General features: G+C 56.4%; 23 protein-coding genes. 14 read left to right on the top strand and 9 right to left on the bottom strand.

Features of this window, described 5'->3' with window-relative positions; all coding sequences use genetic code 11:
- The first annotated feature begins 3 nt into the window (after nucleotides 1–3).
- From SE16_RS14110 to dsrP, 5 genes are all read left to right on the top strand, one after another.
- Entirely contained in the window at nucleotides 4–2,340 is a 2,337-nt protein-coding gene (locus SE16_RS14110) for a molybdopterin-dependent oxidoreductase (RefSeq protein ID WP_082374405.1), read from the top strand.
- Nucleotides 2,337–3,074, top strand: a complete 738-nt coding sequence (locus SE16_RS14105) for a nitrate reductase cytochrome c-type subunit (protein ID WP_054493855.1) — start codon at nucleotides 2,337–2,339, stop codon at nucleotides 3,072–3,074. Before SE16_RS14110 ends, SE16_RS14105 begins: the two co-directional genes overlap by 4 nt.
- Nucleotides 3,071–3,724: a hypothetical protein gene (locus SE16_RS14100; protein ID WP_054493854.1), complete on the top strand. Its 654-nt coding sequence runs from the start codon at nucleotides 3,071–3,073 to the stop codon at nucleotides 3,722–3,724. The genes SE16_RS14105 and SE16_RS14100 overlap by 4 nt, the downstream gene beginning before the upstream one ends.
- Nucleotides 3,721–4,953, top strand: a complete 1,233-nt coding sequence (locus SE16_RS14095; protein ID WP_200907419.1) for a 4Fe-4S dicluster domain-containing protein — start codon at nucleotides 3,721–3,723, stop codon at nucleotides 4,951–4,953. The genes SE16_RS14100 and SE16_RS14095 overlap by 4 nt, the downstream gene beginning before the upstream one ends.
- 74 nt (nucleotides 4,954–5,027) lie before the next feature.
- Entirely contained in the window at nucleotides 5,028–6,239 is a 1,212-nt protein-coding gene (gene dsrP, locus SE16_RS14090) for a sulfate reduction electron transfer complex DsrMKJOP subunit DsrP (protein WP_054493853.1), read from the top strand.
- Nucleotides 6,240–6,304: 65 nt separating this feature from the next.
- Here the strand turns inward: dsrP and SE16_RS14085 are convergent, their stop codons facing one another.
- Genes SE16_RS14085 through SE16_RS14075 form a run of 3 tightly spaced genes read right to left on the bottom strand, consistent with a single transcriptional unit; the run spans nucleotide 6,305 to nucleotide 8,476 of the window.
- Entirely contained in the window at nucleotides 6,305–6,934 is a 630-nt protein-coding gene (locus SE16_RS14085; protein WP_054493852.1) for a V4R domain-containing protein, read from the bottom strand.
- A gap of 18 nt (nucleotides 6,935–6,952) precedes the next feature.
- Nucleotides 6,953–7,522, bottom strand: a complete 570-nt coding sequence (locus tag SE16_RS14080) for a GTP-binding protein (RefSeq protein ID WP_054493851.1) — start codon at nucleotides 7,520–7,522, stop codon at nucleotides 6,953–6,955.
- A 54-nt stretch (nucleotides 7,523–7,576) separates the two neighbouring features.
- Nucleotides 7,577–8,476, bottom strand: a complete 900-nt coding sequence (locus SE16_RS14075) for a DUF4388 domain-containing protein (RefSeq protein ID WP_054493850.1) — start codon at nucleotides 8,474–8,476, stop codon at nucleotides 7,577–7,579.
- A 263-nt stretch (nucleotides 8,477–8,739) separates the two neighbouring features.
- Between SE16_RS14075 and metG the strand changes: the two genes are divergently transcribed.
- From metG to SE16_RS14035, 9 genes are all read left to right on the top strand, one after another.
- Complete coding sequence (gene metG, locus SE16_RS14070; RefSeq protein ID WP_054493849.1) at nucleotides 8,740–10,479, top strand: methionine--tRNA ligase; 1,740 nt, start codon at nucleotides 8,740–8,742, stop codon at nucleotides 10,477–10,479.
- A 28-nt stretch (nucleotides 10,480–10,507) separates the two neighbouring features.
- Nucleotides 10,508–11,818 carry a DUF2142 domain-containing protein gene (locus SE16_RS14065; RefSeq protein WP_054493848.1) on the top strand — a complete coding sequence of 437 codons (1,311 nt, stop codon included), beginning with the start codon at nucleotides 10,508–10,510 and terminating at the stop codon, nucleotides 11,816–11,818.
- Nucleotides 11,819–11,838: 20 nt separating this feature from the next.
- Nucleotides 11,839–12,138, top strand: a complete 300-nt coding sequence (locus SE16_RS14060; protein WP_054493847.1) for a hypothetical protein — start codon at nucleotides 11,839–11,841, stop codon at nucleotides 12,136–12,138.
- Nucleotides 12,139–12,309: 171 nt separating this feature from the next.
- Nucleotides 12,310–12,468, top strand: coding sequence for a 50S ribosomal protein L34 (rpmH, locus tag SE16_RS14055; protein ID WP_054493846.1), 159 nt, complete (start codon nucleotides 12,310–12,312; stop codon nucleotides 12,466–12,468).
- 61 nt (nucleotides 12,469–12,529) lie between these two features.
- Nucleotides 12,530–12,880, top strand: a complete 351-nt coding sequence (gene rnpA, locus SE16_RS14050) for a ribonuclease P protein component (RefSeq protein ID WP_160317029.1) — start codon at nucleotides 12,530–12,532, stop codon at nucleotides 12,878–12,880.
- On the top strand, nucleotides 12,877–13,086 hold the full coding sequence (gene yidD / locus SE16_RS15555) for a membrane protein insertion efficiency factor YidD (RefSeq protein WP_082374396.1): 210 nt from the start codon (nucleotides 12,877–12,879) through the stop codon (nucleotides 13,084–13,086). Before rnpA ends, yidD begins: the two co-directional genes overlap by 4 nt.
- A 30-nt stretch (nucleotides 13,087–13,116) precedes the next feature.
- Nucleotides 13,117–13,995, top strand: a complete 879-nt coding sequence (locus SE16_RS14045; protein WP_054493844.1) for a YidC/Oxa1 family membrane protein insertase — start codon at nucleotides 13,117–13,119, stop codon at nucleotides 13,993–13,995.
- A complete protein-coding gene (gene jag, locus SE16_RS14040) occupies nucleotides 13,958–14,803 on the top strand; it encodes an RNA-binding cell elongation regulator Jag/EloR (protein WP_054493843.1) in 846 nt (281 codons plus the stop codon). Before SE16_RS14045 ends, jag begins: the two co-directional genes overlap by 38 nt.
- A 74-nt stretch (nucleotides 14,804–14,877) precedes the next feature.
- On the top strand, nucleotides 14,878–16,017 hold the full coding sequence (locus tag SE16_RS14035) for a hypothetical protein (protein WP_054493842.1): 1,140 nt from the start codon (nucleotides 14,878–14,880) through the stop codon (nucleotides 16,015–16,017).
- A gap of 8 nt (nucleotides 16,018–16,025) precedes the next feature.
- Here SE16_RS14035 and SE16_RS14030 read toward each other — a convergent pair whose 3' ends face one another.
- The 6 genes from SE16_RS14030 to SE16_RS14005 form a co-directional block, all read right to left on the bottom strand.
- A complete protein-coding gene (locus SE16_RS14030; protein WP_200907418.1) occupies nucleotides 16,026–16,871 on the bottom strand; it encodes a metal ABC transporter permease in 846 nt (281 codons plus the stop codon).
- 2 nt (nucleotides 16,872–16,873) lie between these two features.
- Nucleotides 16,874–17,692, bottom strand: a complete 819-nt coding sequence (locus SE16_RS14025) for a metal ABC transporter ATP-binding protein (protein ID WP_054493841.1) — start codon at nucleotides 17,690–17,692, stop codon at nucleotides 16,874–16,876.
- 5 nt (nucleotides 17,693–17,697) lie between these two features.
- Nucleotides 17,698–18,687: a metal ABC transporter substrate-binding protein gene (locus tag SE16_RS14020; RefSeq protein WP_054493840.1), complete on the bottom strand. Its 990-nt coding sequence runs from the start codon at nucleotides 18,685–18,687 to the stop codon at nucleotides 17,698–17,700.
- Nucleotides 18,688–18,722: 35 nt separating this feature from the next.
- The gene (locus tag SE16_RS14015) at nucleotides 18,723–20,090 is read right to left on the bottom strand and encodes an alpha/beta hydrolase family protein (protein ID WP_054493839.1); all 1,368 of its coding nucleotides are present in this window, start codon (nucleotides 20,088–20,090) and stop codon (nucleotides 18,723–18,725) included.
- A 128-nt stretch (nucleotides 20,091–20,218) separates the two neighbouring features.
- Nucleotides 20,219–20,599, bottom strand: coding sequence for a c-type cytochrome (locus SE16_RS14010; protein WP_054493838.1), 381 nt, complete (start codon nucleotides 20,597–20,599; stop codon nucleotides 20,219–20,221).
- 79 nt (nucleotides 20,600–20,678) lie between these two features.
- Nucleotides 20,679–23,786: a molybdopterin-dependent oxidoreductase gene (locus tag SE16_RS14005; protein ID WP_200907417.1), complete on the bottom strand. Its 3,108-nt coding sequence runs from the start codon at nucleotides 23,784–23,786 to the stop codon at nucleotides 20,679–20,681.
- Nucleotides 23,787–23,827: the final 41 nt, after the last annotated feature.

Genomic DNA, 23,827 nt, shown 5'->3' with positions numbered 1-23,827 from the left:
ATGATGACACGTCGCGATTTTCTCAAACGCATGGCAGCCGCCGCTGCTGCCACCGCCGCCGCCAGTTTAGCCCCGAACGTGACCTTTGCGCGTCCGTTCATGCCGGAAGAGACGGCGTCGGATGGGTTTCAGGATGATATTGTGTGGGATAAAGCCCCGTGCCGCTTTTGCGGTGTCGGCTGTGGCTTGCTGATTGGTGTGCGCAATGGCAAAGCCGTGGCTGTCAAAGGCGACCCGAACTCGCCGGTGAACAAGGGGCTGGCCTGCGTCAAAGGATACCATTCCATTTTAGCGTTGTATGGTGAAGATCGCCTGAAAACCGCCTATGTGCGCCGCAATGGGAAGTTGGAGCCGGTGCCGGTGCAAGAGGCGCTTGATATCGTTGCCCAGAAGATGAAAGAAACCATCGAAAAGCATGGCAAAGATTCAGTGGCCATTTATGGGTCTGGGCAATGGACAATCCCCGATGGGTATGTTGCGGTCAAACTTTTCAAGGGGCTGATTGGCACGAACAATGTTGAAGCCAACGCCCGTTTGTGCATGGCGAGCGCCGTCGCGGGCTTTCTCACCTCGTTCGGGCTGGACGAACCGATGGGGAACTATGCCGACATTGACCATGCCGATGTGTTCGTGCTCTGGGGCAACAATATGGCTGAAATGCACCCCGTCCTCTTTTCGCGCATGCTGGAACAACGCCGCTTGCGCCCCCATGTCAAGATTATTGACCTGGCGACACGCACAACCCGCACAAGCGTTGCCGCTGATAAGTCCATTCTCTTCAATCCACAAACCGACCTGGCGATTGCCAACGCCATTTGCTACGAGATTGTACGCAATGGTTGGGTGAAAGAAGAGTTTGTGCGCAAGCATGTGGTGTTCAAGAAGGGGAAGACGAACATTGGCTATGGGTTGGAAGACCACTTTGCGTTTAGCGATGAATTGACCGATATCACGTATGATGAATTTGTGGAGTATTTGCAAGCGTATTCCCCGGAAGAGGTCTCGAAACTGTCAGGCGTTTCTGTGGAAGACATCAAGTACCTCGCGGCGCTCTATGGCGACCCCAACAAGAAAGTGACTTCGTTCTGGTGCATGGGGGTCAACCAGCATGTGCGCGGTACGTGGATGAACAACCTCATCTACAACATTCACTTGCTGGTGGGCAAGATTGCCGAGCCCGGCAACAGCCCGTTCTCGCTGACCGGGCAGCCCAGTGCGTGTGGTACGGTGCGCGAAGTGGGGACGCTCACACAGCGTTTGCCTGGTGGACCGGTGACGAGTGAGAAGGCGCGCAAACAAGCCGCTGAAATTTGGAATGTGCCCCTCGAAAACATTCCCGATAAGCCGACCTACCACACCGTTGAAATGTTCCGCGCCCTCGATCGCGGCGATATTCGCTTCATCTGGATTCAGGTGACCAACCCCATGGTCTCGTTGCCCAAATTGCGCCGCTACCGCGACGGCGCCCTCAAAGACGATCGCTTTGTCGTCGTCTCTGATGTTTACTTCACGCCAACAACTGATGTGGCGGATGTCGTCCTTCCATCGGCCATGTGGATTGAGCGCGAGGGCTTTTTCGGCAATTCCGAGCGGCGTACTCAGCATTGGAACAAGATGGTGGAACCGCCGGGCGAAGCGATGAGCGATACCTGGCAACTGATTGAAGTTGCGCGTCGCCTGGGGTATGAAAAATGGTTCCCGTGGAGCGAAGAAGACCATATCGAGGCGATTTGGAACGAGTATCGCCGTTTCCACGCTGGCCCCAAGCACGAAATGGCGCCGTATGAAGAGTTGAAGCGCCGCCCTGGGGTGATGTGGCCGTTTGTGAATGGAAAAGAGACCCTGTGGCGGTACAACGCCAAGTACGACCCGCTGGCCGCCGAGCATTCCAATGATTTCTACTTCTACGGCAAGCCCGATGGCAAAGCATGGCTCATCTTCCGCCCATACGAGCCGCCGGCTGAATCGCCGGATGACGAATACCCCTTCTGGCTGAGCACCGGGCGTGTGCTGGAACACTGGCATACCGGGAGCATGACGCGCCGCATTCCGGTTTTGCACCGCGCGATGCCCCACGCCTACGTGGAATTGCACCCCGATGACGCCAAGGAACTTGGTATTCGGACGGGCGACTTCGTACGTGTCATCAGTCGGCGTGGTGAAATTGTATTGCCGGCGGCTATCAATTTCCGCGGTATTCCACAGCGTGGACATGTGTTTGTGCCTTTCTTTGACGAATCCATGCTCATCAACGAAGTCACCATTGACGCTTTCTGCCCGATTTCAAAAGAGCCCGACTACAAGAAGTGCGCAGTACGCATTGAGAGGGTAGTCTCATGAGCGAACCGAAAGCGAACCAACAACCCTGGCTGCGCACCGGATACCGCCTGATTTTCATCGGGCTAGCGGTTGTGCTCATGGCTGCTACTGCCTATGTGCTGGGAACCAGTTGGTTGGCGGGGCAGGTCTCGGCTGAATTGGACGTCAATGAAGCGGCAGAAGCGCAACCCGCCCGTCCGGAACCGCAGCATGTGGAAGCAGGAAGCCTGTTCTACCTCGATGAAATGCAAGCGTACACCACGCAAGACCCCGTGATGGGGAAAGTGCGCACGCTTGACACGTACTATGCGCGCCGGGCGTATGATGGAGCGCCGCCTTGGGTTCCCCATCCTGTTGAAGATGCCATGGCGTATGGCAGCAACACGTGCTTGCAATGCCACGAAACGGGGGGCTATGTGCCGCCAATGGAAGCGTATGCGCCGGTGGCGCCACACCCCGAATTGCTCAACTGTACCCAATGCCACGTTCCTGTATTGGAAGAAACGCTCTTCCGCGAGAATACCTACGAACCGGCGCCGCCGCCCGCATTGGGCAACGAAGCGTATGATGGCGCACCACCACCTGTCCCGCACGAAATTGTGCCGGCCATGCGTGAAAATTGCGCCGCGTGCCACATTGGACCCTCGGCGCCGCCTGAAATTCGTACCGACCATCTGGAACGCGACAACTGTTTGCAGTGCCACGTGCCCTTGCGCACCGATGACGAATGGATGCGGGAGGAGGTGCGCCCATGAAGCGGTTATTCTGGTATCTGGGCGGGCTTTGGCTTCTCCTGTTTGCCGGTGCGTGTGCGCCGGAACGCCCGCCTTTGCGTGAATCGTCGTTGGAAGAGGTGGTACATGCCGCAGAGGAGCCGGTGCATGTTGATGTGAGCCGTGCGCCCCTGCTCGAAACCGAACAGTATCAGCTGTTGCAACTTCCGGCCGACCATGAAGCGTTGGAAGAAGAAGTGTATGTCCTCACGCGCAAAGAGGATTTGACCCTCTTCCCTTGCTCGCGCTGTCATACGGAAAACCTGGCCACACTTCGGGCGCAGAGTGAGGCGGAAGGGCGCTTGAAACACTGGGAAATCACGCTTGACCATGCCAGTGAGCAGGTCATGACCTGTGAAACATGCCACAACGTCGAAGAAAATGTGGATGCTCTGCATACCTTGACCGGGCAAATAGTTGATTTTGACCAAAGTTATCAACTCTGTGCCCAATGCCACGCTTCCCAATTTGAGGATTGGGTCGGCGGAGCGCATGGGAAACAGGTTGGCGGGTGGGCGCCGCCGCGTGTGATGCAGACATGCACCGACTGCCACAACCCGCACGAACCGGAATGGGATATTCGCTGGCCGGCGATACCACCAAAAGTGTATGAAGGAGTTGAAACACCATGAGCGCACAACAACACAATCACTTGCGTGAATTGGCTGAACAGTGCGCCCAAATGGAAGGTGCTCATGAGCATCGCAGTGCTGAGCAGATTGGCGTGCGTGATTTGGTGCAACGCATGTTTTCCAAGTACGAGGTGCAGGATGTCCCTCTCGAACACATTCCCCAGGAAGAGGGGCGCTCGTACACGTGGAGCGAATTGAAACGCATGTTCAACCTTGGTGATGAAGCCGAGGCGGCGGCGGGTCTGCATCTCCCACCTGAAGAGCCGCCGACGCAATCGCGTTTGGAGCAGTTGCTCAGCCGCCAGGTGGATCGGCGTACCGCCGTCAAATTGCTGGCGATGGGGATGGTATTGGGGTTTGGTTTTTTGCAAACAGCGTGTTCGCCTTTGCTTCCCTTCGGCCAGCGTGATGAAACAAAGCGCGAAATCGCGAATTTGAAACTGGAAGAATATTTCAAGCGCAATTACCGCTTGATGACTGAAGAGGAAAAACGGCAAACCATCGAACGCCTGGAGCGACTGGCTGAGCTTGAAACCGGGAAACGCCCCACCATCTCGACCCAAGGACCGCGGAAAAACGTGCTGTATGGCTATGCGTTCAACATTTCCAAATGCCGCGGCTATCTGGAATGCGTCAAAGCCTGCGTGCTCGAAAATAACCAGGATCGTAGCACCGATATGCGCTATATCCGCATCCACGAAATTCCCGGCGGCGAATTCAGTATGGAGCGGGCGAACGATAGTTTCTACCATGACGTGCCGGCGGAAGGGCACTTCTACATTGGGACACAATGCTTCCATTGCGATAACCCGCCTTGTGTGGAAGTCTGCCCGGTTCAGGCAACATGGAAAGAGGAAGATGGCATTGTTGTCGTAGATTATGATTGGTGCATTGGCTGCCGCTATTGCCAGGCGGCATGTCCCTATGATGGGCGCCGCTTCAACTGGAAGACGCCCCATGTACCGGTGGATGAAATCAATCTCAATCAACACTATCTGGGCAATCGTCTGCGCAAGAAGGGTGTGATGGAGAAGTGTACGTTCTGCATTCAGCGGACACGCCAGGGGCGTTTGCCTGCTTGTGTGGAAGCCTGCCCGACAGGGGCGCGGGTGTTTGGCAACCTACTCGACCCCAACAGTGAAATTCGCTGGATTTTGGAGAACAAAAAGGTCTTTCGTTTGAAAGAAGACTTGGGGACGGAGCCAAAGTTCTGGTACTACATGGATTGATGGGAAACGTACACGCTTACACTCATCCAAACTCGCTGATTGGGCGAATTGCTGAGCATTGAGGAGTCAGAACGATGCGCACATTCATCTCATTTGTTCGGGATGCGATTGATAACGTCACAGCGGGCAGTCTGCGCTATCATATCTGGATGGGCTTTCTCACGTTCTTGATGTTGCTGGGGGCGTATGCCTACACCATCCAGCTGCGTGAGGGGCTTATCGTTACCGGTATGTATGACTATGCCAGCTGGGGAATCTATATCTCGAACTTTACGTTCCTGGTGGGCGTCGCTGCGGCGGCGTTGATGCTTGTCCTGCCGACGTATGTCTTCCGCGATACCGATTTTGTGCGGGCGGTCCTGTTTGGCGAAGGCATGGCTGTGGCGGCGCTGGTCATGTGCCTGGCGTTCGTCATTGTGGACATGGGCGGACCCGCGCGCTTGTGGCACATGATTCCGGTGATAGGGATTTTCAACTGGCCACGTTCGATGCTCACATGGGATGTTATCGTATTGAATGGGTACTTGTTCATTAACCTGACCATTCCATTTTACATCCTCTGGAACCATTACCAGGGACGCAAACCCAACCCCAAGGTTTATTTACCTGGCGTTGTGCTTTCACTCTTCTGGGCTGTGGGGATTCACCTGGTGACAGCGTTCTTGTATGCCGGTTTGCCTGCGCGCCCATTTTGGAACTCATCTTTGCTGGGGCCGCGTTTCCTTGCCTCCGCTTTTGCGGCGGGGCCGGCGTTGATGATTCTCATTTTGAGTATTATCCGGCGAACCACACCGTACACTATTACGGAGAGCACAATCAATAAATTAAGCCTGGTTGTGACAGGGGCGGCACAGGTCAACTTGATTATGCTCGTCTCTGAAATGTTCAAAGAATTTTATTGGCCCACCGAGCATAGCAAAAGCGCTATCTACCTGTTCTTTGGGCTTGATGGGCACAATGCGCTGGTGCCCTGGATGTGGACCTCTCTTGCAATGACTGGTCTGGCCACGCTCATTTTAACAGTCCCTCAACTTCGCCAGCGCAAGCCGATTCTTTATCTCTGTTCTGTCTTGCTGTTTATCGGTATTTGGATTGAGAAAGGTATGGGGCTGATTGTACCGGGGTTTGTGCCTGAGCCGTGGGGGCGTATTTTCACAGAATACTCACCGACGTGGGTAGAATGGGTGATCACCATCGGTATCTGGGCGTTAGGCGCATGGGTATTTACGATTTTGGCCAAAGTGGCGGTAGGTGTTGAAGTGCGGTATCAATCTCTCCAAAAGTGAGACCGTGCTCGCCATGCAAAAGCCCCCGCACAAGCGGGGGCTTTTTTGTTCGTTCACGTTCACGATTAGTCGGATTGCGGCTTCTTGGCGATGCGGTAGGTGCAAGTGGCATCACCTTGGTTGATACATTCTATTTCGGTAACCAGATAATGCTTGCCAGTTGCCCAGCGCAATGCTTCGGCAATCGTACCTACGGACGTGAAACAACTTGGGCCCGTTGGCGTCTTCTCACGGAAAGCACACGGGCATTCTTCAATAATGAGATACCAGGCTTCATCGTCTTCTTCCACGCGCGAGGGCATATTGGTGCGTTCAGCGGAAGCAGCGGCAATACGGTTGATGATGGTTTTGGCTTTGGCTTGTTCGGGCAGCATTTTCAGCGCGAGGCCTGCCAACCCCAGAATCGCCGGCTGCTGTTCGAGCGTGTAACGGAAGAGCACACGCCCAATTTGGGAGAGCACGGCACGTGCCCCGCGTGGACCGTAGAAGTCAATAACGGCTTTTTGCAGACGCGCATAGTCTGAAAAGTGGACGTCACGGTCCAGATTGTTCGGCGGTGGGTTCTGAATGTAGTGTTGCAGACCTGATGCATTCAGCATCGCGTGAAAGCCCTTTTCACCCATGACCTCTTCAATGGCTTTGAAGAGGACGTACAACGTTGCATTCGGCAGATCACGGTCTTCGCGTGTCGTCATTGTTACTACTCCGTAAGATTAGTTCGTTTCGGTATCGGCTTCGAATTGTTCTTCTTCGTCGTCTTCGTAAGTTTCAAGGATTGAGTAGAGGAGTTCCAGCAAAACAGTTTTGACGCTTTCGCGGTCGGTGGCCACACAGGGCAACACCTTGATGTGAGGCTCTAGATCAAGCATGATGCGCAAGTCTTCGGGAGGCCAGGCGTCTTCCAAATCTTGCTTGTTGGCGGCAACTACAAAAGGCGTGTTCGAGAACGTGCGGAAAATGTCAATGATTTGCCGTGCTTCCTTGAAGGTTTCACTGCGGGTGCTATCCACAAGCACAATGAACCCGAGCATCCCTTCGGACAAAATCTCCCACATGAAGTCAAAGCGCTTTTGACCCGGTGTCCCGAACAAGTAGAGCACCAGGTCATCATCCACAGTAATACGACCAAAATCCATTGCCACCGTGGTATTTTCTTTGATGGCGCTTGTGAAGTCGCTAATTTTGCGCTCGGTGGCAACAACAGCAATTTCGCTGATGGTTTGGATAAACTCCGTTTTTCCAGCAGCGAAAGGACCTGTGATGACCATTTTGACTGTTTGCATAAGCCTTGAACCTTTTAATAATACCGTTGGGTTGACATAAATCTGAATAACGGTCTACAGACCGCGAATAAACTTAATCAGACGATTGACCACGCTTTTCTCAACATCAGGTCGCTTGGCTTTCATAGCAGGGCGCGCTGCCGTTTGGGCGCGACTCTGTGGGCGGCTTGTGGTTGGCCGAGTGTGTCGTGTGCCGGAACGGCTATTGCCGGCAGGGCTTGCCTCGGCTTTGCCGGCGACTTCGACCAAGCCGTTTTTGAGCAGTTTGTGGACAATACGGCGTGTTTCAAACTCGCTCAAGCCGCTGTAGCGTGCAATGTCAGCAACCGAATGACGGGGGTTGATGAATGAAATCACGCGCCACTCTTCTGGGCTCAAATTGATATTCACCAGATTGGCGCGGGGCCCTTCGGCAAAGCGCAAGATGATGTCAAGGCTAGGCAATTCCTCTTTCAGTTCCACCATCTCTTCACGATGGCGGTCACCTTCGAGGATGATGTTATCCAGTGTGATAGGCACAGCGAGCCGTTCGGGGGCTGGGGCGGCGTTCGGATGAAATTCAAACGCGCCTTCTTCCCACGTGAGGGTTTCATACACAACATCGAGCATGTTCTTGCGCACAACGCGCAAAATATCGTTGCGCGAGACCAGCCCCGCATTGATGAGGCGCATACCAAGTTGCTTGTCGTCGGCACTTGCGCCGTTGGGGAAGATGGCGTCAATTTGGTGGGCTTGCACTTTTCCGCTGCGCACCAGAAGCGTGTAGAGATCGCCGCCGGGTTCTTCACGTGCATCTTTGGTGAGTGCGGCATGAATCAGTTTTCCTTCGCGGAAATACAAAACAGCGTTGCCTTGTGGGCTGCGCAGCGAGAGGCACCCCGTCTTGCGTGCAAGTTTGACGAGGTTGAGAAATTGCGTTAGGCGAATATCTTGTAGTTGTCCTTTAAGTGCCATATGTGTTTCCAGAAATACCGTTGCTTGGGGTAGGCAAGGAACTCCGTTTATTCGTGCGGATTATACAGGTGTGTGCCTGCTCCGTCAACAGAATTGAAAATATCTTGAAAGGGCACGGCAACCTGTATGTATACCATATCATACATATCTGTTGTTTGGAAATAGGAAAGAAGTCCAGTATTGGTTGTGTGCGTGTGCAAAAGCGCCAAATACTGCTATACTCTCCGATGATGCAACAACTTGAACATGGAGTGCGAGACGATATGAGCGACCCGATTATTGTGTTTACGGCATGGCCGTATGCCAATGGTGATTTGCATTTGGGGCATATTGCCGGGTGTTATTTGCCCGCTGATATTTTCACGCGCTATCACCGCTTGCGCGGGAATGATGTCGTGATGGTGAGTGGTTCAGATTCGCACGGAACGCCGATTATGCTCAAAGCCCAGGAGCTGGGACGGTCGCCGCGCGAAGTTTTTGAATTTTATCATGAACGCTTTTTGGAAGATTTTGTGCAACTGGGCATTACGTATGACCTCTTTACGCATACGGACACGGCGAATCATGCGCGAATTGCCCAGGATATTTTCAAGCGGCTCTACGAGCGGGGCTACATTGTCAAGGATGTTATGGTGCAGCTCTACTGTGATACCGACGCCATGCCCCTGCCCGACCGCTTTGTTGAAGGGACATGCCCCCACTGTGGCTTTGAAAACGCACGTGGCGACCAGTGCGACCAGTGCGGTCATACACTCGATGCGACCGAATTGATTGACCCGCGCTGTAAATTGTGCGGTAATACGCCGCGCCCCATTGAGAGCGAACATTTCTTCCTGGATTTGCCCGCTTTTGAGGACAAGTTGAAAGCGTATGTGGAAGCCCAAACGCATTGGCGTCCCAATGTGCGCAATTTCGCGCTGAATTTTTTGCGCGAAGGGTTGCAGCGTCGTCCCGTTTCGCGTGATATTGCGTGGGGGATTCCGTTGCCGATTGAAGGCTACGAAGACAAGGTGATGTATGTCTGGTTTGAGGCGGTGATTGGCTACTTGTCGGGGGCGGTGCAGTTGGCGCACCTGCAAGGAGAGCCAGATGCGTGGAAGCGATATTGGTACACCCCCGAAGCGCGGAGTTATTACTTCATTGGCAAGGACAATATCCCGTTCCACGCCATCATCTGGCCTGCGGAGTTGATGGGGTATGATGAACAACTGCGCTTGCCTTACGATATTCCCGCCAACGAATTTTTGAACTTGGAAGGACGCCAGTTCAGCACCAGCCGCAACTGGGCGATTTGGCTGCGGGATATGTTGAGCCGCTATGACCCGGACCCCATTCGCTATTATCTCACAGCGATTGCGCCTGAGACGCGCGATAGCGATTTTCGGTGGGAAGGGTTTGTCGAGCGCAACAATAACGAATTGGTAGCGGCCTGGGGGAACCTGGTCAACCGGGTGGTCAGTTTTGCGTCGAAGCGCTGGAAAGGCGTTATCCCCACGCCTGGCGACCTTGACGCCCGTGATACGGCGCTGTTGGAGACCATTCGCGCCGGTTTTGATGAGGTTGGCGAGGCGTATGAGCGTGTGCAACTGCGCGACGCCTTGCGGTTGACGATGGCTTTGGCGCGTGAGGTCAACAAGTATCTGGACGACAAAGCCCCCTGGTTCCAAATCAAGGAAGATAAGCAGGCCGCTGCAACAACAATTTACGTGGCGTTGCAGGCGATTGATTGGTTGAAGGTGTTGTTTGCGCCGGTACTTCCATTCAGCAGTGAAAAGGTCCATGCAGCGTTGGGCTACGCGGAGCCGTTGTTCGGCGAACCTGTCATCGAAACCGTGCAAGAAGGCGAACGCGCCTACAAGGTGTTGCGCTATCGCTCCGCTTCGGGGCGCGTGCATTGGCAGCCGACTGAACTGGAAGCCGGGCGTCCTTTGCAACGTCTTGATGTGTTGTTCAAGAAACTGGATGAAAGTATCGTTCAGGAAGAATTGAGCCGCTTGGGATAACCAACAGAATAGGCAAAGCCTTATGCGAATGAAGGAGATTGAATCGCGCATATGGCGCTGGGGGATTGGGCTGGTTGTGGTGATGTATGCCACAACCGCCCTTCTTTTTGTCTGGCGGACACCACCCTGGCAAGCACCGGACGAGCCGGCACATTTCAACTATGTGCGGCATGTGGCTGAAACCGGCTTGCCGCCTGTGTTGACGGCCGATTGCTACGATCAGGCCTATCTTGATGAACTCAAAGCGACGCATTTCCCCCCCGACAAGCCCATTGATTCCATTTGCTACGAAGCCCATCAGCCGCCGCTGTACTACGCCCTGGCTGCCCCGGTCTATCGCCTGGCGGTCTGGGTGGGGGTGAACCCGTTGTATGCTGTGCGCCTCTTTTCGGCCTTTTTGGGGCTGGGCGTCATTTTCATGACGTGGCGTCTGGCGGTGCTGGTTTTTCCATCCGAGCCGCTTATCCCATTGGCGGCGGCGGGCTTGAGCGCCACGCTCCCCATGCATGTGGCTATGCTTTCGGTCGTGAATAACGATGGCTTGGCAGAGTTGGTGCTGACGGCCAATGTCTGGTATGCGCTGCGTGTGTTGCGTGCGCCTGTGGTGCAACGCCGTGCGTGGGTGGCGCAGGGTCTCTTGCTGGCGTGTGCGCTGTTGACAAAGACGACCGCTTATGTGGCGCTTCCGCTTGTGGTGGGAGCGCTCTTCTGGGCGTATCGGCGGCATGACCGGCGTGTGCGCTATGAATCATTGGGGCTCGTATTGGTGAGTGCTTTGGTGCTGGCGGCGCCCTGGTTCGTGCGTAATGCGGTGGTCTATGGGAACGGGGACATTACCGGCTTGGCGCGCCATGATGCGATTGTGGTGGGGCAACCGCGCACTGCCGAGTGGGTGGCTGAATTGGGCGTGGCGCGGACGCTCAAACGGCTGGTTTTCACCACGTTCCACTCGTTTTGGGGGCAATTTGGGTGGATGGCGGCACCGTTGCCGTCCAATGTCTATTCATTGTTGTGGGCGCTTACGCTGCTCGCAGTGGTGGGGCTTCTGTTGTACGCGCGTTTTGGCGTGCCGCGCCCGGCTTTTCCAGAGAGTGTCTGGGTGTTATTGGCATGGATGAGCCTCACTGTGGGTGGTTTCCTCTGGTACAACCTGACGTTTGTCCAGCACCAGGGGCGTTATCTTTTCCCAGCGTTGCCGGCTGTGGCGCTGTTCACCGTGCTGGGGTGGCGTGAATGGATTGCGCCACGGTATCAGTGGCTTGCGCTTGGGCTTGTGCTGTGGTGGCTGTGGTGGCTTGCAGTATGGAGCGCGTGGGTTATTCTGCCCGGCTTGGGTTGAGTGGACAGGTGGAGGAACGCATGACATTCTTCAAAAAATTCTTTACCCCTCAACCGCAGGAACTGTACGTCTATGCCAAATGCCACCGCTGTGGCGCTTTTGTGCGGTCGCGCATTGATTTGGAACATGATTTGTCGCAGGATTTTGAGCGGGGCGGCTATTTTGTGCGCAAGGGGTTGGTGGACACACGTTGTTTTCAGCGCATGGAAGTGGAACTGCGTTTTGACAACCGGCGTCGGGTACAATCTCAGCGGATTCAAGGCGGCGAATTCATTTCGCGTGAAGAGTGGGAAGCGGCGCAACACCCCCCTGAGGCATAGTGGAACCAATACGAATGTTTGGCGAAACGTCTGAAACACGTATAATGAACGGCCGAATGAAGACCTGCCATGTTTGCAAGAGGGTCGAATGTCTCGATCCTCTTGCTTTGTGTCGAGAGTCATCTGTCAGACCGCCGGCAGGGCGGGGAGACTGAATCGAGGAGGATACCCATGCCGAAACGAACATTGATTCGCAAACGTCGCCGCCGCATGCGTGTTCATGGTTTTCGTGCCCGTATGCGCACGCCGGGCGGCCGCCGCGTGTTGAAGAACCGCCGCCGCAAGGGGCGCCACCAGTTGACGGTGAAGATCCCGCGCCGCTGGTTCTAACGACGAAGGAATGAGGCGCGGAGACAGACCATGTCTCCGCGCTTCATTGTTTGCCAGAACCGTGCAGCGCAAGTATCGTTTACGTGCCAGTGCCGATTTCGAGCATGTCCGGCGGCATGGCCAAGCCTACCGCAATCGGTGGGTGGTGTTGCTGGTTGCGCCCAACGGTTTACCACATTCGCGGTTTGGTTTTGTGGTAAGCAAGCGCATGGGTAAAGCCGTGCAGCGCAATCGTTTGAAACGCCGCTTGCGTGAGATTGTGCGCCATTTGTGGCAAACCGGGCATGTGCGCAATGGGTTTGATGTGGTGCTTATTCCGCGTACAGCGGCCACCACAGCGGATTTTGAAACATTGAGGCGAGCCGTGCATGATGTGTTTGTGCGTGCCGGCCTCTTTGAGGAAGCGGTATGAAACGTCTTGCGCTAGGGCTTATCCGGTTTTATCAACGCTATATCTCGCCGCTCACGGGACCCACGTGCCGTTTTCAGCCGACATGCTCGCATTACACATACGAGGCCATTGAGAAATATGGCGTGATAAAAGGCATGTGGCTCGGTATCAGGCGCATTTTGCGTTGCCACCCGTTTCATCCCGGTGGCTACGACCCCGTTCCGTGAGGGTGATTCTGAGAGAAGAGGAGGCTTTCCTTGGGTAGTTTGTGGGGTGCATTCGTCCAACTCATTGTTGACGCCCTTGTTTTTCTTCACAACATTGTAGGAAGTTATGGGCTGGCAATCGTCCTCTTTACAATCCTCATTCGCCTGCTGACGTTCCCGCTGACGCTCAAACAGTTGCGTTCATCGCGGGCGATGCAGGAATTGCAGCCCAAAATCAAAGAAATTCAAGAAAAGTACAAGAAAGACCGCGAAAAGCAGACGCAGGAAATGATGCGTCTGTATCAGGAAGCCGGCGTGAGCCCGTTGTCGGGCTGTTTGCCCATGCTGTTGCAGTTCCCCATCTGGATTGGGCTCTATCGGGCTATTTTGCACCTGGCGGATGAGGGACTCTTGCAGGGCGGTTGGTTGTTCATTCCCAGTTTGGCGGAACCGCGCGGTTTGGACTGGTTGACCAACACGGCAAACTGGGGACCGCAAACCGTGCAGTATTTGCTCTTGCCTGTGGTGCTGGTGATGACCCAGTTGATTGTCCAGCGCATGATGACGCCGCCCAGCAATAATGACGGCGCCCGCGACCCGAACCAGGCCATGATGCAGCAGATGATGTACATGATGCCGCTCATGTTCGGGTTTTTCGCGTTGCAAGTGCCGAGCGGGCTGTCGCTCTACTGGGTGACGTCCAACCTCTTCCAAATGTTGCAGCAATGGATTATCAACAACGAGACACGCTTTGCCTGGCTGTTCGGTGGGGGGCAATCGGTTTCGGTGGCGTCGTTGTCGGCGAATGATACCGACGCGGTTGCTTCTTCTGTGGTGAACCCGAACGGCAGCAGCGAAAGCGTGCAAACTGAGGAAAAGGGGCGAGATAAAAATGGAGCAGCGAAACGTCGTAAGAGGAAGAAGCGTTGAGGCGAGCGGAAAAACCATAGAGCAGGCCGTTGAAAACGCCTTGCAGCGGTTGGGCAAAAGCCGCGATGAAGTAGAAGTTGAAGTGTTGCGCGAGCCGCGGAGCGGTTTTTTGGGAATTGGCGCGCAAGATGCCATTGTACGCGTGACGGTTTTGTTGCCGATTGAGCCAGTGGAAGAAGAACCGACGCCATCAACCGCTGCGCCTGCTGTAGAAGACGCCGTCGTTGATGAACCGGCTGATGTGGGCGAGGCTGACGCCGTTGCGCATTCGGCGGTGGCCCTTGATGAGGATGAAGCGCCGTTCACGGTGACGGTGCCCCCATCCGGCGAGTGGACGCAGGAGGCTATTCTCAACCTGGCGCATGAATTGCTGGTTGAATTGTTGACGCGCATGCATGTGATTGCCGACGTGCAAGCCTATTGGAGCGAGGCCGCCGATGAAACCGAAGAGCCCACGCTGATGCTCGATGTGGTCGGCGATAACCTGGGAATCATCATTGGGCGTCATGGCAGCACGTTGCGCGATATTCAATATTTGTTGCGCTTGATGGTGGGGCATCATGTGCAAGGGCGCGTCAACCTGGTGGTGGATGTGGAAGGGTACAAGAAGCGCCGCGCTGAAAAATTGCGCGAACTGGCGTTGCGCAAAGCCGAACAGGTGGCGCGTACCGGGCGGCCTTTCTTCCTCAAACCCATGACGCCGTACGAGCGCCGCATTATTCACCTGGCGTTGCGCGACCACCCCAAGGTGACAACGCAAAGCCGTGGGCAGGAGCCCAACCGCCGCGTGGGGATTTTCCCGCGCTGAGAAGATGGCTTGCGGACGAACACCCGCTTCGTGCGGGTGTTTTTTTTGTGGATGTGCTGGAGAAGGAGTGAACAATGTCTGCTGATATGGTGCGCCAGATGGTGAGCATTGGGTGGGTGCTCGCGTCGGATGTGCGAGACCCTCAACTGCTATCAGCGTATGAGGCTGCTCGCCATCGTTTGCAGGCAATGCTGGCCGATCAGTTTCCGCAGTTTGAATGGCAGATTCATTTTTGGGAACGACGCACGTTTCCGCCGCGTGGGGCGTTGCCGCCGCTCGATTTGTTAGAGATTGGTGTGCAGGAAAAGTTGTATCATGGTTGGGATTATGCCATCGTGCTTGTGCCGAATGATTTGCATCCGCGCCACCGGCCTTTTGTGATTGGTGTGCCATCTTCGGCGTTGGAGGTGGCGGTGCTTTCAACGGCACGTTTGGGGGATTCATCCCTGCTGGCGGAGCGTATTGTTGGGCTGGCGCTTCATTTGTTGGGGCATATCTGGGGGTTAGACCATGGTGATGGACCAATGCGCCCGCCGGAAGACCCTTTGGCGATTGTACCAGAACCCTTTACCAATGAGCAGTGGGCTGCCATTCTGAACCGTTTGAAAGAAACAGCGGATACTCGCCTGGAAGAAGAACGAGTGCGCTGGGGGCGGCTTGTGTTCTATTGGCGCACGTTGCGCGCTAATCCAACCAGTTTGCTTGCTGATATTTTGGGGTACGCGCCGTGGCGCTTTCCCTTTCGCATGGGACGTTTGACAGCCGCTGCGGCTGTTTCCACGGTCTTTTTGGTGTTGACGGCAGAAGCCTGGGAGGTGGGGGTCAATTTGTCATTGTGGGTAGAAAGTATAGCCACATTTGGGGCGATTTTGATTGCGGCGCTTTTTATTTTTCTTGGTCAGAATGTCAGCGATGTAGCGCGCGAAACGGGCTGGCGTGAGCAGATTGTGCGCACGCAATTTGTTCTCTTTTCCATTTTGCTCATCGGCATGCTTTTTTTGTGGGCGGTATTGTTTTTACTCATGTGGGGCATTTTGCTGCTTCTTCCACGTGATGTGGTAAGCGGTTGGGCGTCTCGTCCACTGGATTGGCTTCTTCTCATGCGTTATGCCGCTTTTATGGCCACGTTGGGTGTCCTGGCGGGGGCGCTCGGTGGGAATCTGGAAGAAGAGGACGAGTTGAAAGCCGAGTTGTACTACGATGAGGAGACATGAGGCAAGGTTCAAAAATGCGTATGTTCCAGCACGTCGGTGCGCTGTCGCCATGCCCCATACAGCAACACGATGCTGAAAATCGTGGCTTGTAAAATCACAATGCTTGCACCGGAGGCAACGTCCACATAGTACGAAAGATACATGCCGCCGGCACCGGTGAGCATACCAATCAGCGTGGAAAGCAGCATCAGGCGGTCGAAACTATCTGTGAGCAGGCGTGCTGTGATGGCCGGAATAACAAGTGCTGCTGCAATCAACGTCACGCCTAGGATTTGCAGGGATGCAATGAGTGCCGCCGCCAACATGAGCGCAAAAAGGGTGTCCACCCAGCCGGTGGGGACGCCATAGACGCGGGCTACTGGTTCATCGAAGGTTGTGAAAAGCAGGTACTTGTAGAAGAGCAGCACCAGAAAGAGCACCGCCAGGGTCACCCCCAGCACCACCAACACGTCGCCGCTTGTCACCCCCAGCACATTGCCGAAAAGCGCCGCGTCGAATGAGCGCGTGAAGCGCCGGTAGCGGCTGATGAGCGCCACGCCAACGGCAAAACTCGCGGTTGTGACAACGCCAATGGCGGCGTCGGCGCTGACTTTGGTGCGCCGCGCCAGTTGGTTGATGAGGAGTGCCGTCAGAAAACCCCAGGCACCCGCCCCCAGGTAAAAGTTCCACTGCAAGACGAACGAGACAACCGCTCCCCCGAAAATCGCGTGCGCCAGCCCGTGCCCAATGTACGACATGCCGCGCAAGATGATGTAGACGCCCAGCAAGCCGCATAAAGCGCCGACGAGTACCGCCGCCAGGAAGCCGTTGCGAAAGAATTCAAAGGTGAATGGTTGCCAGAGTGTCTCCAACATGGTTATTCCTCGCCAGGGCTTTCTTCTGGTGGATGACCGGGAACCGGTGTGGGCAAAATGTCGTGCAGGGTGTGCGGGTGTGGGCGTTGTTGCACAATGAGCAGCCCTTCATGGTGAATCACCATCATATCGGCGCGATAGGTTCGGTTCAAAATCTCTTCGGTGAAGACAGCATGCGGTGGTCCCTGGGCGATGATGGTTTCGTTGAGGCAAACAATCCAGGGCACATGCGCCGCGGCTGTGTTCAAATCGTGGGTGGTGAGCAGAATCGTCATCCCTTGTTGGTTGAGGTCGGCGAGCAGATGCAGGATGTTTTCCGCGGTTTGCATGTCCACGCCCGCTGTTGGTTCATCCAGCACAAGCATGTCCGGTTCAGCCATGAGGGCGCGAGCCAGGAAGACACGTTGTTGTTGCCCGCCGGAGAGGTCGCGGATGTGGCGCGTGCGCAGAGCGCCAATGCCTAACTGGTCAAGAATGCGTTGCGCCTGTTCACGGTCGCCGCGGCGTGGCCAGGGCCAGAAGGGAGCGCGTCGCACCGCCCCCATGAGAACGACTTGTTCAACCGTGACGGGAAACGACCAGTCCACCGTTTCGATTTGCGGCACGTAGCCGATGCGCAATGAGGGGCGGGCGCACCACCGTTCCCCTTGCTGTGGCGAGAGGAGCCCCAGCACCAGTTTGAGAACGGTGGTTTTGCCCGCGCCGCTTGGTCCCACAATGGCGACAAATTGCCCCTCGTGGATGTGGAGCGAGATGTTGCGCACAGTTGGGATGCGACCATATCCGAATGTGACGTTGCGAAGTTCCAGCAAAGGGTCCATGTGATTTAGCGTGCCTGGTCAACGTTTGTGTCGGGACCGGGTATGTTGCTGGTGTCGAACCCCAGGATAGGCGTAGGGTCGCCGCCCAGGGCTTCCGCCATAATGCGGATGTTTTCCGCCATGAGCCCAAAGTAAGAGTGGTTGGGATCGCCGGGGTCGCCGGGCAGGTCGTCGTCGCGCAGGTCATCTACATAGGTTGCGCCGGTTTCACGGGCGATTTGTTCAAGCACCGGCGAGGGGAAAACTTCCGAGCCGAAAATCGCCGGCACCTGCTCGCGCCGAATTTGTTCGATGATTTTGGCGACTTCACGCGCCGAGGGCTCGGCAAAGTCCGCGGGCTGGATAGCGCCGATGACGGTCATACCATACAGTGGCGCAAAGTACGCCCAGGAGTCGTGGTAGGTGAGCAATTTTCGATTTTCGGGGGGAATGGTCTCGATGGTGGCGCGAATGGCGGCGTCCAGTTCGCGGATACGCTGTTCGAACGCGAGGAAGTTTTGCTCGTAGTAATCGCTGTTGTCGGGATCGGCGGCGCTGAGTTCATCTTTCACAATCTCGGCGTACCGCAGGGCGTACCAGGGATTGGGCCAGAGGTGCGGGTTCGGGTCGCCGGCTTCTTTGGGGAAGGAGAAATCATAGACGTATTCATCCGGGGTGATGGTTTGTTCCCCCAGCAGGATAATTTTGGCGTCATCGCGCTTGTTGGCTTCCGCCAGGCGCAGGGTCGGGAGTTCCAGGTTCAGCCCGTTCAGAAAAATCAAGTCGGCTTCGGCGAGTTTGCGGGCGTCGGATGGGGCGGGTTCAAACGTGTGGGAGTTGACGCCTTCGGGAACAATACCGCTGAGTTCGATGCGGTCGCCCCCGATGTTGTACACAATGTTGGTGATGGGCGAAACGGTTGTCACCACGCGCAGTTTGCCTTCTTCGCGCGTGGTGGTGCCGCTACACGCGGCAAGCGTCATCATGATGACGATGAGCAAGAGACGTTTGAACATGGGAAGGTCCTCCAAACCATAGTGCTGTTTTGTGTTTAGCGCTGCTCGAAAAGAACGTCGGGGTAAGGATGGGCTTCACCGGATAGGAGCGGTGAAGGTGTGTTGCGCAGATAGGTATCGAACATGGCGAGCGTGTAGGCGTCGGTCAATTCCAGCATTTCTTCAGCCGGGATAGGTCCCCGCAACCCCAGGTCGTCGGCGATGGGTGAAAGCAAGGGCAGCATGGTAAAGTCACGATGGTGCGCCCCCTTGATGGTCAGCATGTATGTTGGCGGTTGGCTGGCATTGTACAGAAGCGCCAGGTTGGGGGCGTTCTTACCTGCAACCCAGGGTTCGCTTCGCATGAACATGCTGGGGACGTGGAGCCCTTCGGCGAGCATGTCGCGCGGCAGCGGCTCGACCCAGGCGTCGTATCCGACCAGGGCGTCGCACCGCTCATCGCTCAGGCAAACTTCCACGACAGCGCCGCCGCCGGTGGAGTGGCCGATAAGCCCGATGCGGTTGGTGTCCAGGTGGTCTTTGAGAATGGGATGGGTCTGGTTGAAGGTGTCCAGTTGGTTGAGCATGAAGCGCACATCGTCGGCGAAAACGCCCACAAGAATGCGCGCCGCAGCCAAGTATTGGTCGCGGGGTGCGCCTTCGGGCAGAGCGTCGGGATAGTTGAGAGCGACGCGCCCATCGGGAAAGCGGGTGACCATTGCGCCATAGGTGTGGTCGGCGGCAATGACGATGTAGCCGTGGCTGGCGAGTGTTTCCATGAGATTGGCGTGGATTGTGCGGAACCCTCCCCAACCGTGGACATAGAAGAGAATCGGGGCGGGGGATGCCTCTTTGGCAAAGGGAGCGTCGGCGACGGCATGACTTTGCACCAGCCGCAGGTGGCTGTACATCCAGCCGGGGAGCCCCGTCCATTTGCCGAGTTCGGGGGCGAGGATATCCATGTCCGGATTCCAAGGGGCGGGTGGCTGGGCGGTGGCTTCCGCCGGATACCAGATTTGCACCATGAGTTCGCGCGGGTCGTCGGGAATGTCGGGGGTATAGCGTTCTTCGCGCGATGGGTCAACCAGGTGGAGCGTCGTTGTCCCGACTGCGTAGGGACCGCTTGGGGTGGGCATGGTGGGAATGGGAAACGCCCACGCGGCAAGCAGGCTGCTTGTGACGAAAAGGAGCAAGAAGGCGGTGGCGGCGGCGCGTGCTTTGCCGCTGAACCGGATGGCGAGGGGGATGGCAAGGATGACAAGATAGAGCGGGACAAGTTGCCATCGCCAGCCTTCTTGCCAGAGATGGAGCGCAAGGGCGAGGAGTGTTGCTCCCCACAGCCAGCGCCACCAGGCATGAAAGTGTTTGGGGAGCGCAAGCGCAACGATAACGAGAATCACGATGACGGTTTCGATAGGACGCATGGGCGAATATCTTTCGTGTTGGTTGGCGCGGGGGCAATTCTAGCCTGTCAGGGGAGGATGACAAGCGAAAATGCAAAAGCGCTACCCATACAGGGCAGCGCTTTCTGAGAGGAGGGTAGCCGATGGTGCTATTCAGCCGCTTGTTCGGCTTGGGTTTGCAAATACTGCAAAATGGCCTCAATTTCAGTGTCCGATAGTTTGAAGTTGGGCATGGCGGTATTGGGTTTGACAGCCGTTGGATCGCGGAGCCAGAGCCGCAAGGTTACAAACGCGGGGTCTTCTTCCTTGTTGCGGCGCACCACCTGGTCGAGATTGGGGGCGAGAATGGCGCCTTGCCCGCCAATCGTATGGCACCCCCGGCATCCGTACTTTTCGACGAGTTGTGCGCCCACTTCCGGCGAGGGGGCAACGCGCTTGGTCATGTTGAGCCAGAAGCGTGGTGGACTGACCCAGAACCAAACCACAAGGATCAGCACAACCAGAATGCCGAGCGGTGCATAACGTTTCATGATGAGACCTCCTCGCATGTCATCCTTCATCAGCAAAGGCAAGGGGCGGCCCACATGAGCCGCCCCTTTTTGCACGTGGTTAGACCTTCACCACATTGACGCGCGTGTCGTAGAACGAGGCGCTCGCACCAATGGGGTCGGTCAGGCACATGTCGCCGGTGGCGTCGTCCACGCGGATGGCGGCGTTGGTGCAGAGCCCTGTGCCACGGCGTGGGTCGCCAGGCACTTTCTTGCCGTCAATTTCCACGTCGCTCGCACCATACGCCCAGTGCCCGTAGTGCCAGGAAACGGCCACCACGCCCGGCGTCATGCCTTCGACGGTGTGCACGGTGCCTTCCATGGGGCGCACCTGACCATGCCCCAGGTTCCAGATGCCGTCGGGGTTGCTTTTGCTGACGATGCGCACGCGGTCGCCATCTTTCAACCCCAATTCTTTGGCGGTGCGCTTGTTCATCAGCACCGGGTTTTCGGGCAGGACACTGCTGAGCCAGTAGGCGGCAATGGTGCGGCTTTGCCCACCGGTGATTTCCTTGAACGTGATGAGGTGCAACGGATACTCGTCATCAACCGCCGGCTCGCCCAACCCGTTACGCGGCACGTCGTACTTGGGCAGACCGTCGAAGCGTTCGCCGGTCATCGGGTGGCGTCCTTTCGCCACTTTTTCAACGTAGAAGTGCGCCACGTTCTTGAACTTCGCGGCCACTTTATCGCCGTCGTAGGCTTTGGAGAGGTGGTCGAAACGCCCACCACGGTTGAGCACATAGACCACGCGCCGCCAGAGTGATTCATCGTTGCCCAAGGCGCGTTTCCACTTGGCTTCGTCGAAGACCGACGGCGGCAAATGACGGCGTGCTTTGCGGAAGAGTTCCAGTTCCTCATCGCTGGCTTCGGGCACAGCGTCCGACCCATCTTCTTTGTCGCCCCAGGCAATGTTGGCAACGAGTTTCAGGTAGTAGTCTTCGGGGCGGTTGAAGTCCAGGCCGGGGCCGAAGCCGTCCTTCCCAATGCCCGGCAAGCCCAGTTTCTTCCCAACCGCGATGAGGAAGGCTTCCATGCTGATGGGCATTTCTTCGCCATCCACCACCACCGTTTCGGTGAGCGGCGCCACCATCGGTTGGCGAACCTTGCTCGTCTTCACCGGAATGTCGGGCGAGACGTGTGGTGTCCCCCAGCGTTCCATGTACGTCAAATCCGGCAGGACGTAGTCGGCGTACATGGTGGTTTCGCCAATCACCACGTCGCAGGCGATGAAGAGCGGAATCTTCTTGGTGTCCATCAACATTTCAATCTGCTTGTCGCCGGCGGGCGTGGCGAGAACGGGCGTCCCCTTGTGCAGGAAGAGCACCTTGATGGGATAGGGGTAGCCCATATACGCCGACGGAATGACTTCCTGGTACACTTCGTTGCTGAACGGATACCAGAGCCGCTTGGCTGGATAGCCGTGTTCCTTGAAGAGCGTGCTCTTTTCGTAGGCGGTGCGCTCACGGGTCAGGTAGATGCCAAAGTGGTGAATGCCACCCGGCGCCTTGATGACCATGTCCGGCGAGAACGGGCCACCCTTGGAACCGTCTTCGTGCCAGTGCCCGCCACCTTTCATCAAGCCGCCCTTCCAGTCAATGTTGCCGATGAGCAGGTTGAGCGTGATGATGGCCTGCGCGTTGTAGTAGCCATTGGTGTGCTGCACCGGACCGCGGTAGAGCTCGGCGGCCGCCTTCTTGCCGTGGCTGGTGAATTCCTTTGCCAACTCGGCAATCAAATCGGGCTTGATGCCGCAGATGTCGGCGTATTCGTCCAGCGTCTTTTCAAAGGCGCGTTCTTTCAGCAATTGGAAGGCGGGTTTGACGGGGATACCGTTGACGGTGAATTCGCCTTCCAGCAGGCCGGCTTCGGCTTCATCGGCAAGGGCGGGGCCGTTTTCGGTCATCACCACATAGGGGGAAGCCCCTTCCGGCACTTCCAGACCCGCGTCTTCCGCTTTCAGGAAGACCATCTCATCGGTACGCACCAGCCAGGTGGCGTCTGTCCAGGATGTTTCGTTGTCGGCTTCAGCGGCCGCCTGGTTCGGGTTTTCAAGGAAGGCCTTGTCGTAGCGGCCGTTTTCGATAATCCAGCGAATCATCCCCAAGGCGAGCGCCGCGTCGGTGCCGGGTTTGATGGGCACCCACCAGTCGGCATGGGCGGCTGTCTTGTTCAGGCGCGGGTCAACCACCGCCATCTTGAAGTTCTTGCGGTTGGCGTGCGATTCTGTGACCTTTTCAGCCATTCCTGGCGGGCCAAAGTTGGCTTCGTATGCCCCGGTACCGAAGAAAATGATGAATTCGCTGTTCATGATGTCGGGCTTCATGTGGGTTTTGCCCGTCACCATCGCGTAGGCAATGTGGTGCGATTGCTCGCAAATCGTGGTGTGCAGGTAGTAGTTGGTCGAGCCGAACGATTCGTACACCCAGCGCTTGGTGAATTCCTTGCGCCCGTGTTCCACACGCCCACCGAGGAAGACAAACTGGTTGTTGATGGGCCCAAAATCGGGATGGTCCGGGTCAATGAGCACGTCGAGGTGGTCTTTGTGCTTCTGCTTGAATTCCTCGACGGTCATTTCGCCGTCCATCACCTTCTGCGTATCTTCGGCGAGTGCTTTCGCCACTTCGGGGTCGCGCAGTTTCCAGATGTCTTTCAAGCCGGGCACAGGCCCTTCACCGAACAGGTCGCCCCCGTTCACCACTTCATCAATGAATTGGTCCCATTCGATCGTCACCCACTTGTTTTCGCCACGCTTGCCGGCGCGTTTCAGGACTTTGCGCACACGGTAAGGGTCGTAGAGCACCTGCACGCCGGCTTGCCCCTTGGGGCAGACTTTCCCTTCGATGTGTGCGGCTTCGGTGGGCGGCACGTCCAGCGGCAAGTTTGGAATGCGGTTGGTCGCCGAATACGGGTTGCCGTCAATCTTGACGAGCACGCCGTCCACGATTTTGCCCTTGATGGTGCAGGCGGTGTGGCAGTTCAAGCAGGTTGAATAGATGATGTTTTCGGGCTGGTTGTTCAGGTATTCGAATTGCCCACTCAGGCGGTTCAAGCCGTCGGGTGTGTTGCGCAGGCGGTCGAAGACCTCATCCACACTGAGCGTGACAGCGGCCGCCCCACCCAAGAGGGCGCTGGTTTTCAAGAAGTCGCGTCGCGTAATCTCGGCCATGGTTGCCTCCTTATGCGCGTTTGGTTGCGCTTTCTCCATTC

It is taken from the genome of Ardenticatena maritima, from assembly GCF_001306175.1.
Taxonomy (GTDB): domain Bacteria; phylum Chloroflexota; class Anaerolineae; order Ardenticatenales; family Ardenticatenaceae; genus Ardenticatena; species Ardenticatena maritima.
This window is presented reverse-complemented; position numbering and strand designations above follow the sequence as displayed.

What these genes read in the sequence shown, in the direction of transcription:
- SE16_RS14110 (WP_082374405.1), top strand. Translation starts at nt 4, where the DNA reads ATGACACGTCGCGATTTTCTCAAACGCATGGCAGCCGCCGCTGCTGCC.
- SE16_RS14035 (WP_054493842.1), top strand. Translation starts at nt 14,878, where the DNA reads ATGTCTGCTGATATGGTGCGCCAGATGGTGAGCATTGGGTGGGTGCTC.
- SE16_RS14030 (WP_200907418.1), bottom strand. Translation starts at nt 16,871, where the DNA reads ATGTTGGAGACACTCTGGCAACCATTCACCTTTGAATTCTTTCGCAAC.
- rpmH (WP_054493846.1), top strand. Translation starts at nt 12,310, where the DNA reads ATGCCGAAACGAACATTGATTCGCAAACGTCGCCGCCGCATGCGTGTT.
- SE16_RS14095 (WP_200907419.1), top strand. Translation starts at nt 3,721, where the DNA reads ATGAGCGCACAACAACACAATCACTTGCGTGAATTGGCTGAACAGTGC.
- SE16_RS14060 (WP_054493847.1), top strand. Translation starts at nt 11,839, where the DNA reads ATGACATTCTTCAAAAAATTCTTTACCCCTCAACCGCAGGAACTGTAC.
- SE16_RS14080 (WP_054493851.1), bottom strand. Translation starts at nt 7,522, where the DNA reads ATGCAAACAGTCAAAATGGTCATCACAGGTCCTTTCGCTGCTGGAAAA.
- SE16_RS14005 (WP_200907417.1), bottom strand. Translation starts at nt 23,786, where the DNA reads ATGGCCGAGATTACGCGACGCGACTTCTTGAAAACCAGCGCCCTCTTG.
- metG (WP_054493849.1), top strand. Translation starts at nt 8,740, where the DNA reads ATGAGCGACCCGATTATTGTGTTTACGGCATGGCCGTATGCCAATGGT.
- SE16_RS14010 (WP_054493838.1), bottom strand. Translation starts at nt 20,599, where the DNA reads ATGAAACGTTATGCACCGCTCGGCATTCTGGTTGTGCTGATCCTTGTG.
- SE16_RS14065 (WP_054493848.1), top strand. Translation starts at nt 10,508, where the DNA reads ATGAAGGAGATTGAATCGCGCATATGGCGCTGGGGGATTGGGCTGGTT.
- dsrP (WP_054493853.1), top strand. Translation starts at nt 5,028, where the DNA reads ATGCGCACATTCATCTCATTTGTTCGGGATGCGATTGATAACGTCACA.
- SE16_RS14020 (WP_054493840.1), bottom strand. Translation starts at nt 18,687, where the DNA reads ATGTTCAAACGTCTCTTGCTCATCGTCATCATGATGACGCTTGCCGCG.
- SE16_RS14100 (WP_054493854.1), top strand. Translation starts at nt 3,071, where the DNA reads ATGAAGCGGTTATTCTGGTATCTGGGCGGGCTTTGGCTTCTCCTGTTT.
- SE16_RS14075 (WP_054493850.1), bottom strand. Translation starts at nt 8,476, where the DNA reads ATGGCACTTAAAGGACAACTACAAGATATTCGCCTAACGCAATTTCTC.
- SE16_RS14085 (WP_054493852.1), bottom strand. Translation starts at nt 6,934, where the DNA reads ATGACGACACGCGAAGACCGTGATCTGCCGAATGCAACGTTGTACGTC.
- SE16_RS14105 (WP_054493855.1), top strand. Translation starts at nt 2,337, where the DNA reads ATGAGCGAACCGAAAGCGAACCAACAACCCTGGCTGCGCACCGGATAC.
- SE16_RS14015 (WP_054493839.1), bottom strand. Translation starts at nt 20,090, where the DNA reads ATGCGTCCTATCGAAACCGTCATCGTGATTCTCGTTATCGTTGCGCTT.
- yidD (WP_082374396.1), top strand. Translation starts at nt 12,877, where the DNA reads ATGAAACGTCTTGCGCTAGGGCTTATCCGGTTTTATCAACGCTATATC.
- SE16_RS14025 (WP_054493841.1), bottom strand. Translation starts at nt 17,692, where the DNA reads ATGGACCCTTTGCTGGAACTTCGCAACGTCACATTCGGATATGGTCGC.
- jag (WP_054493843.1), top strand. Translation starts at nt 13,958, where the DNA reads ATGGAGCAGCGAAACGTCGTAAGAGGAAGAAGCGTTGAGGCGAGCGGA.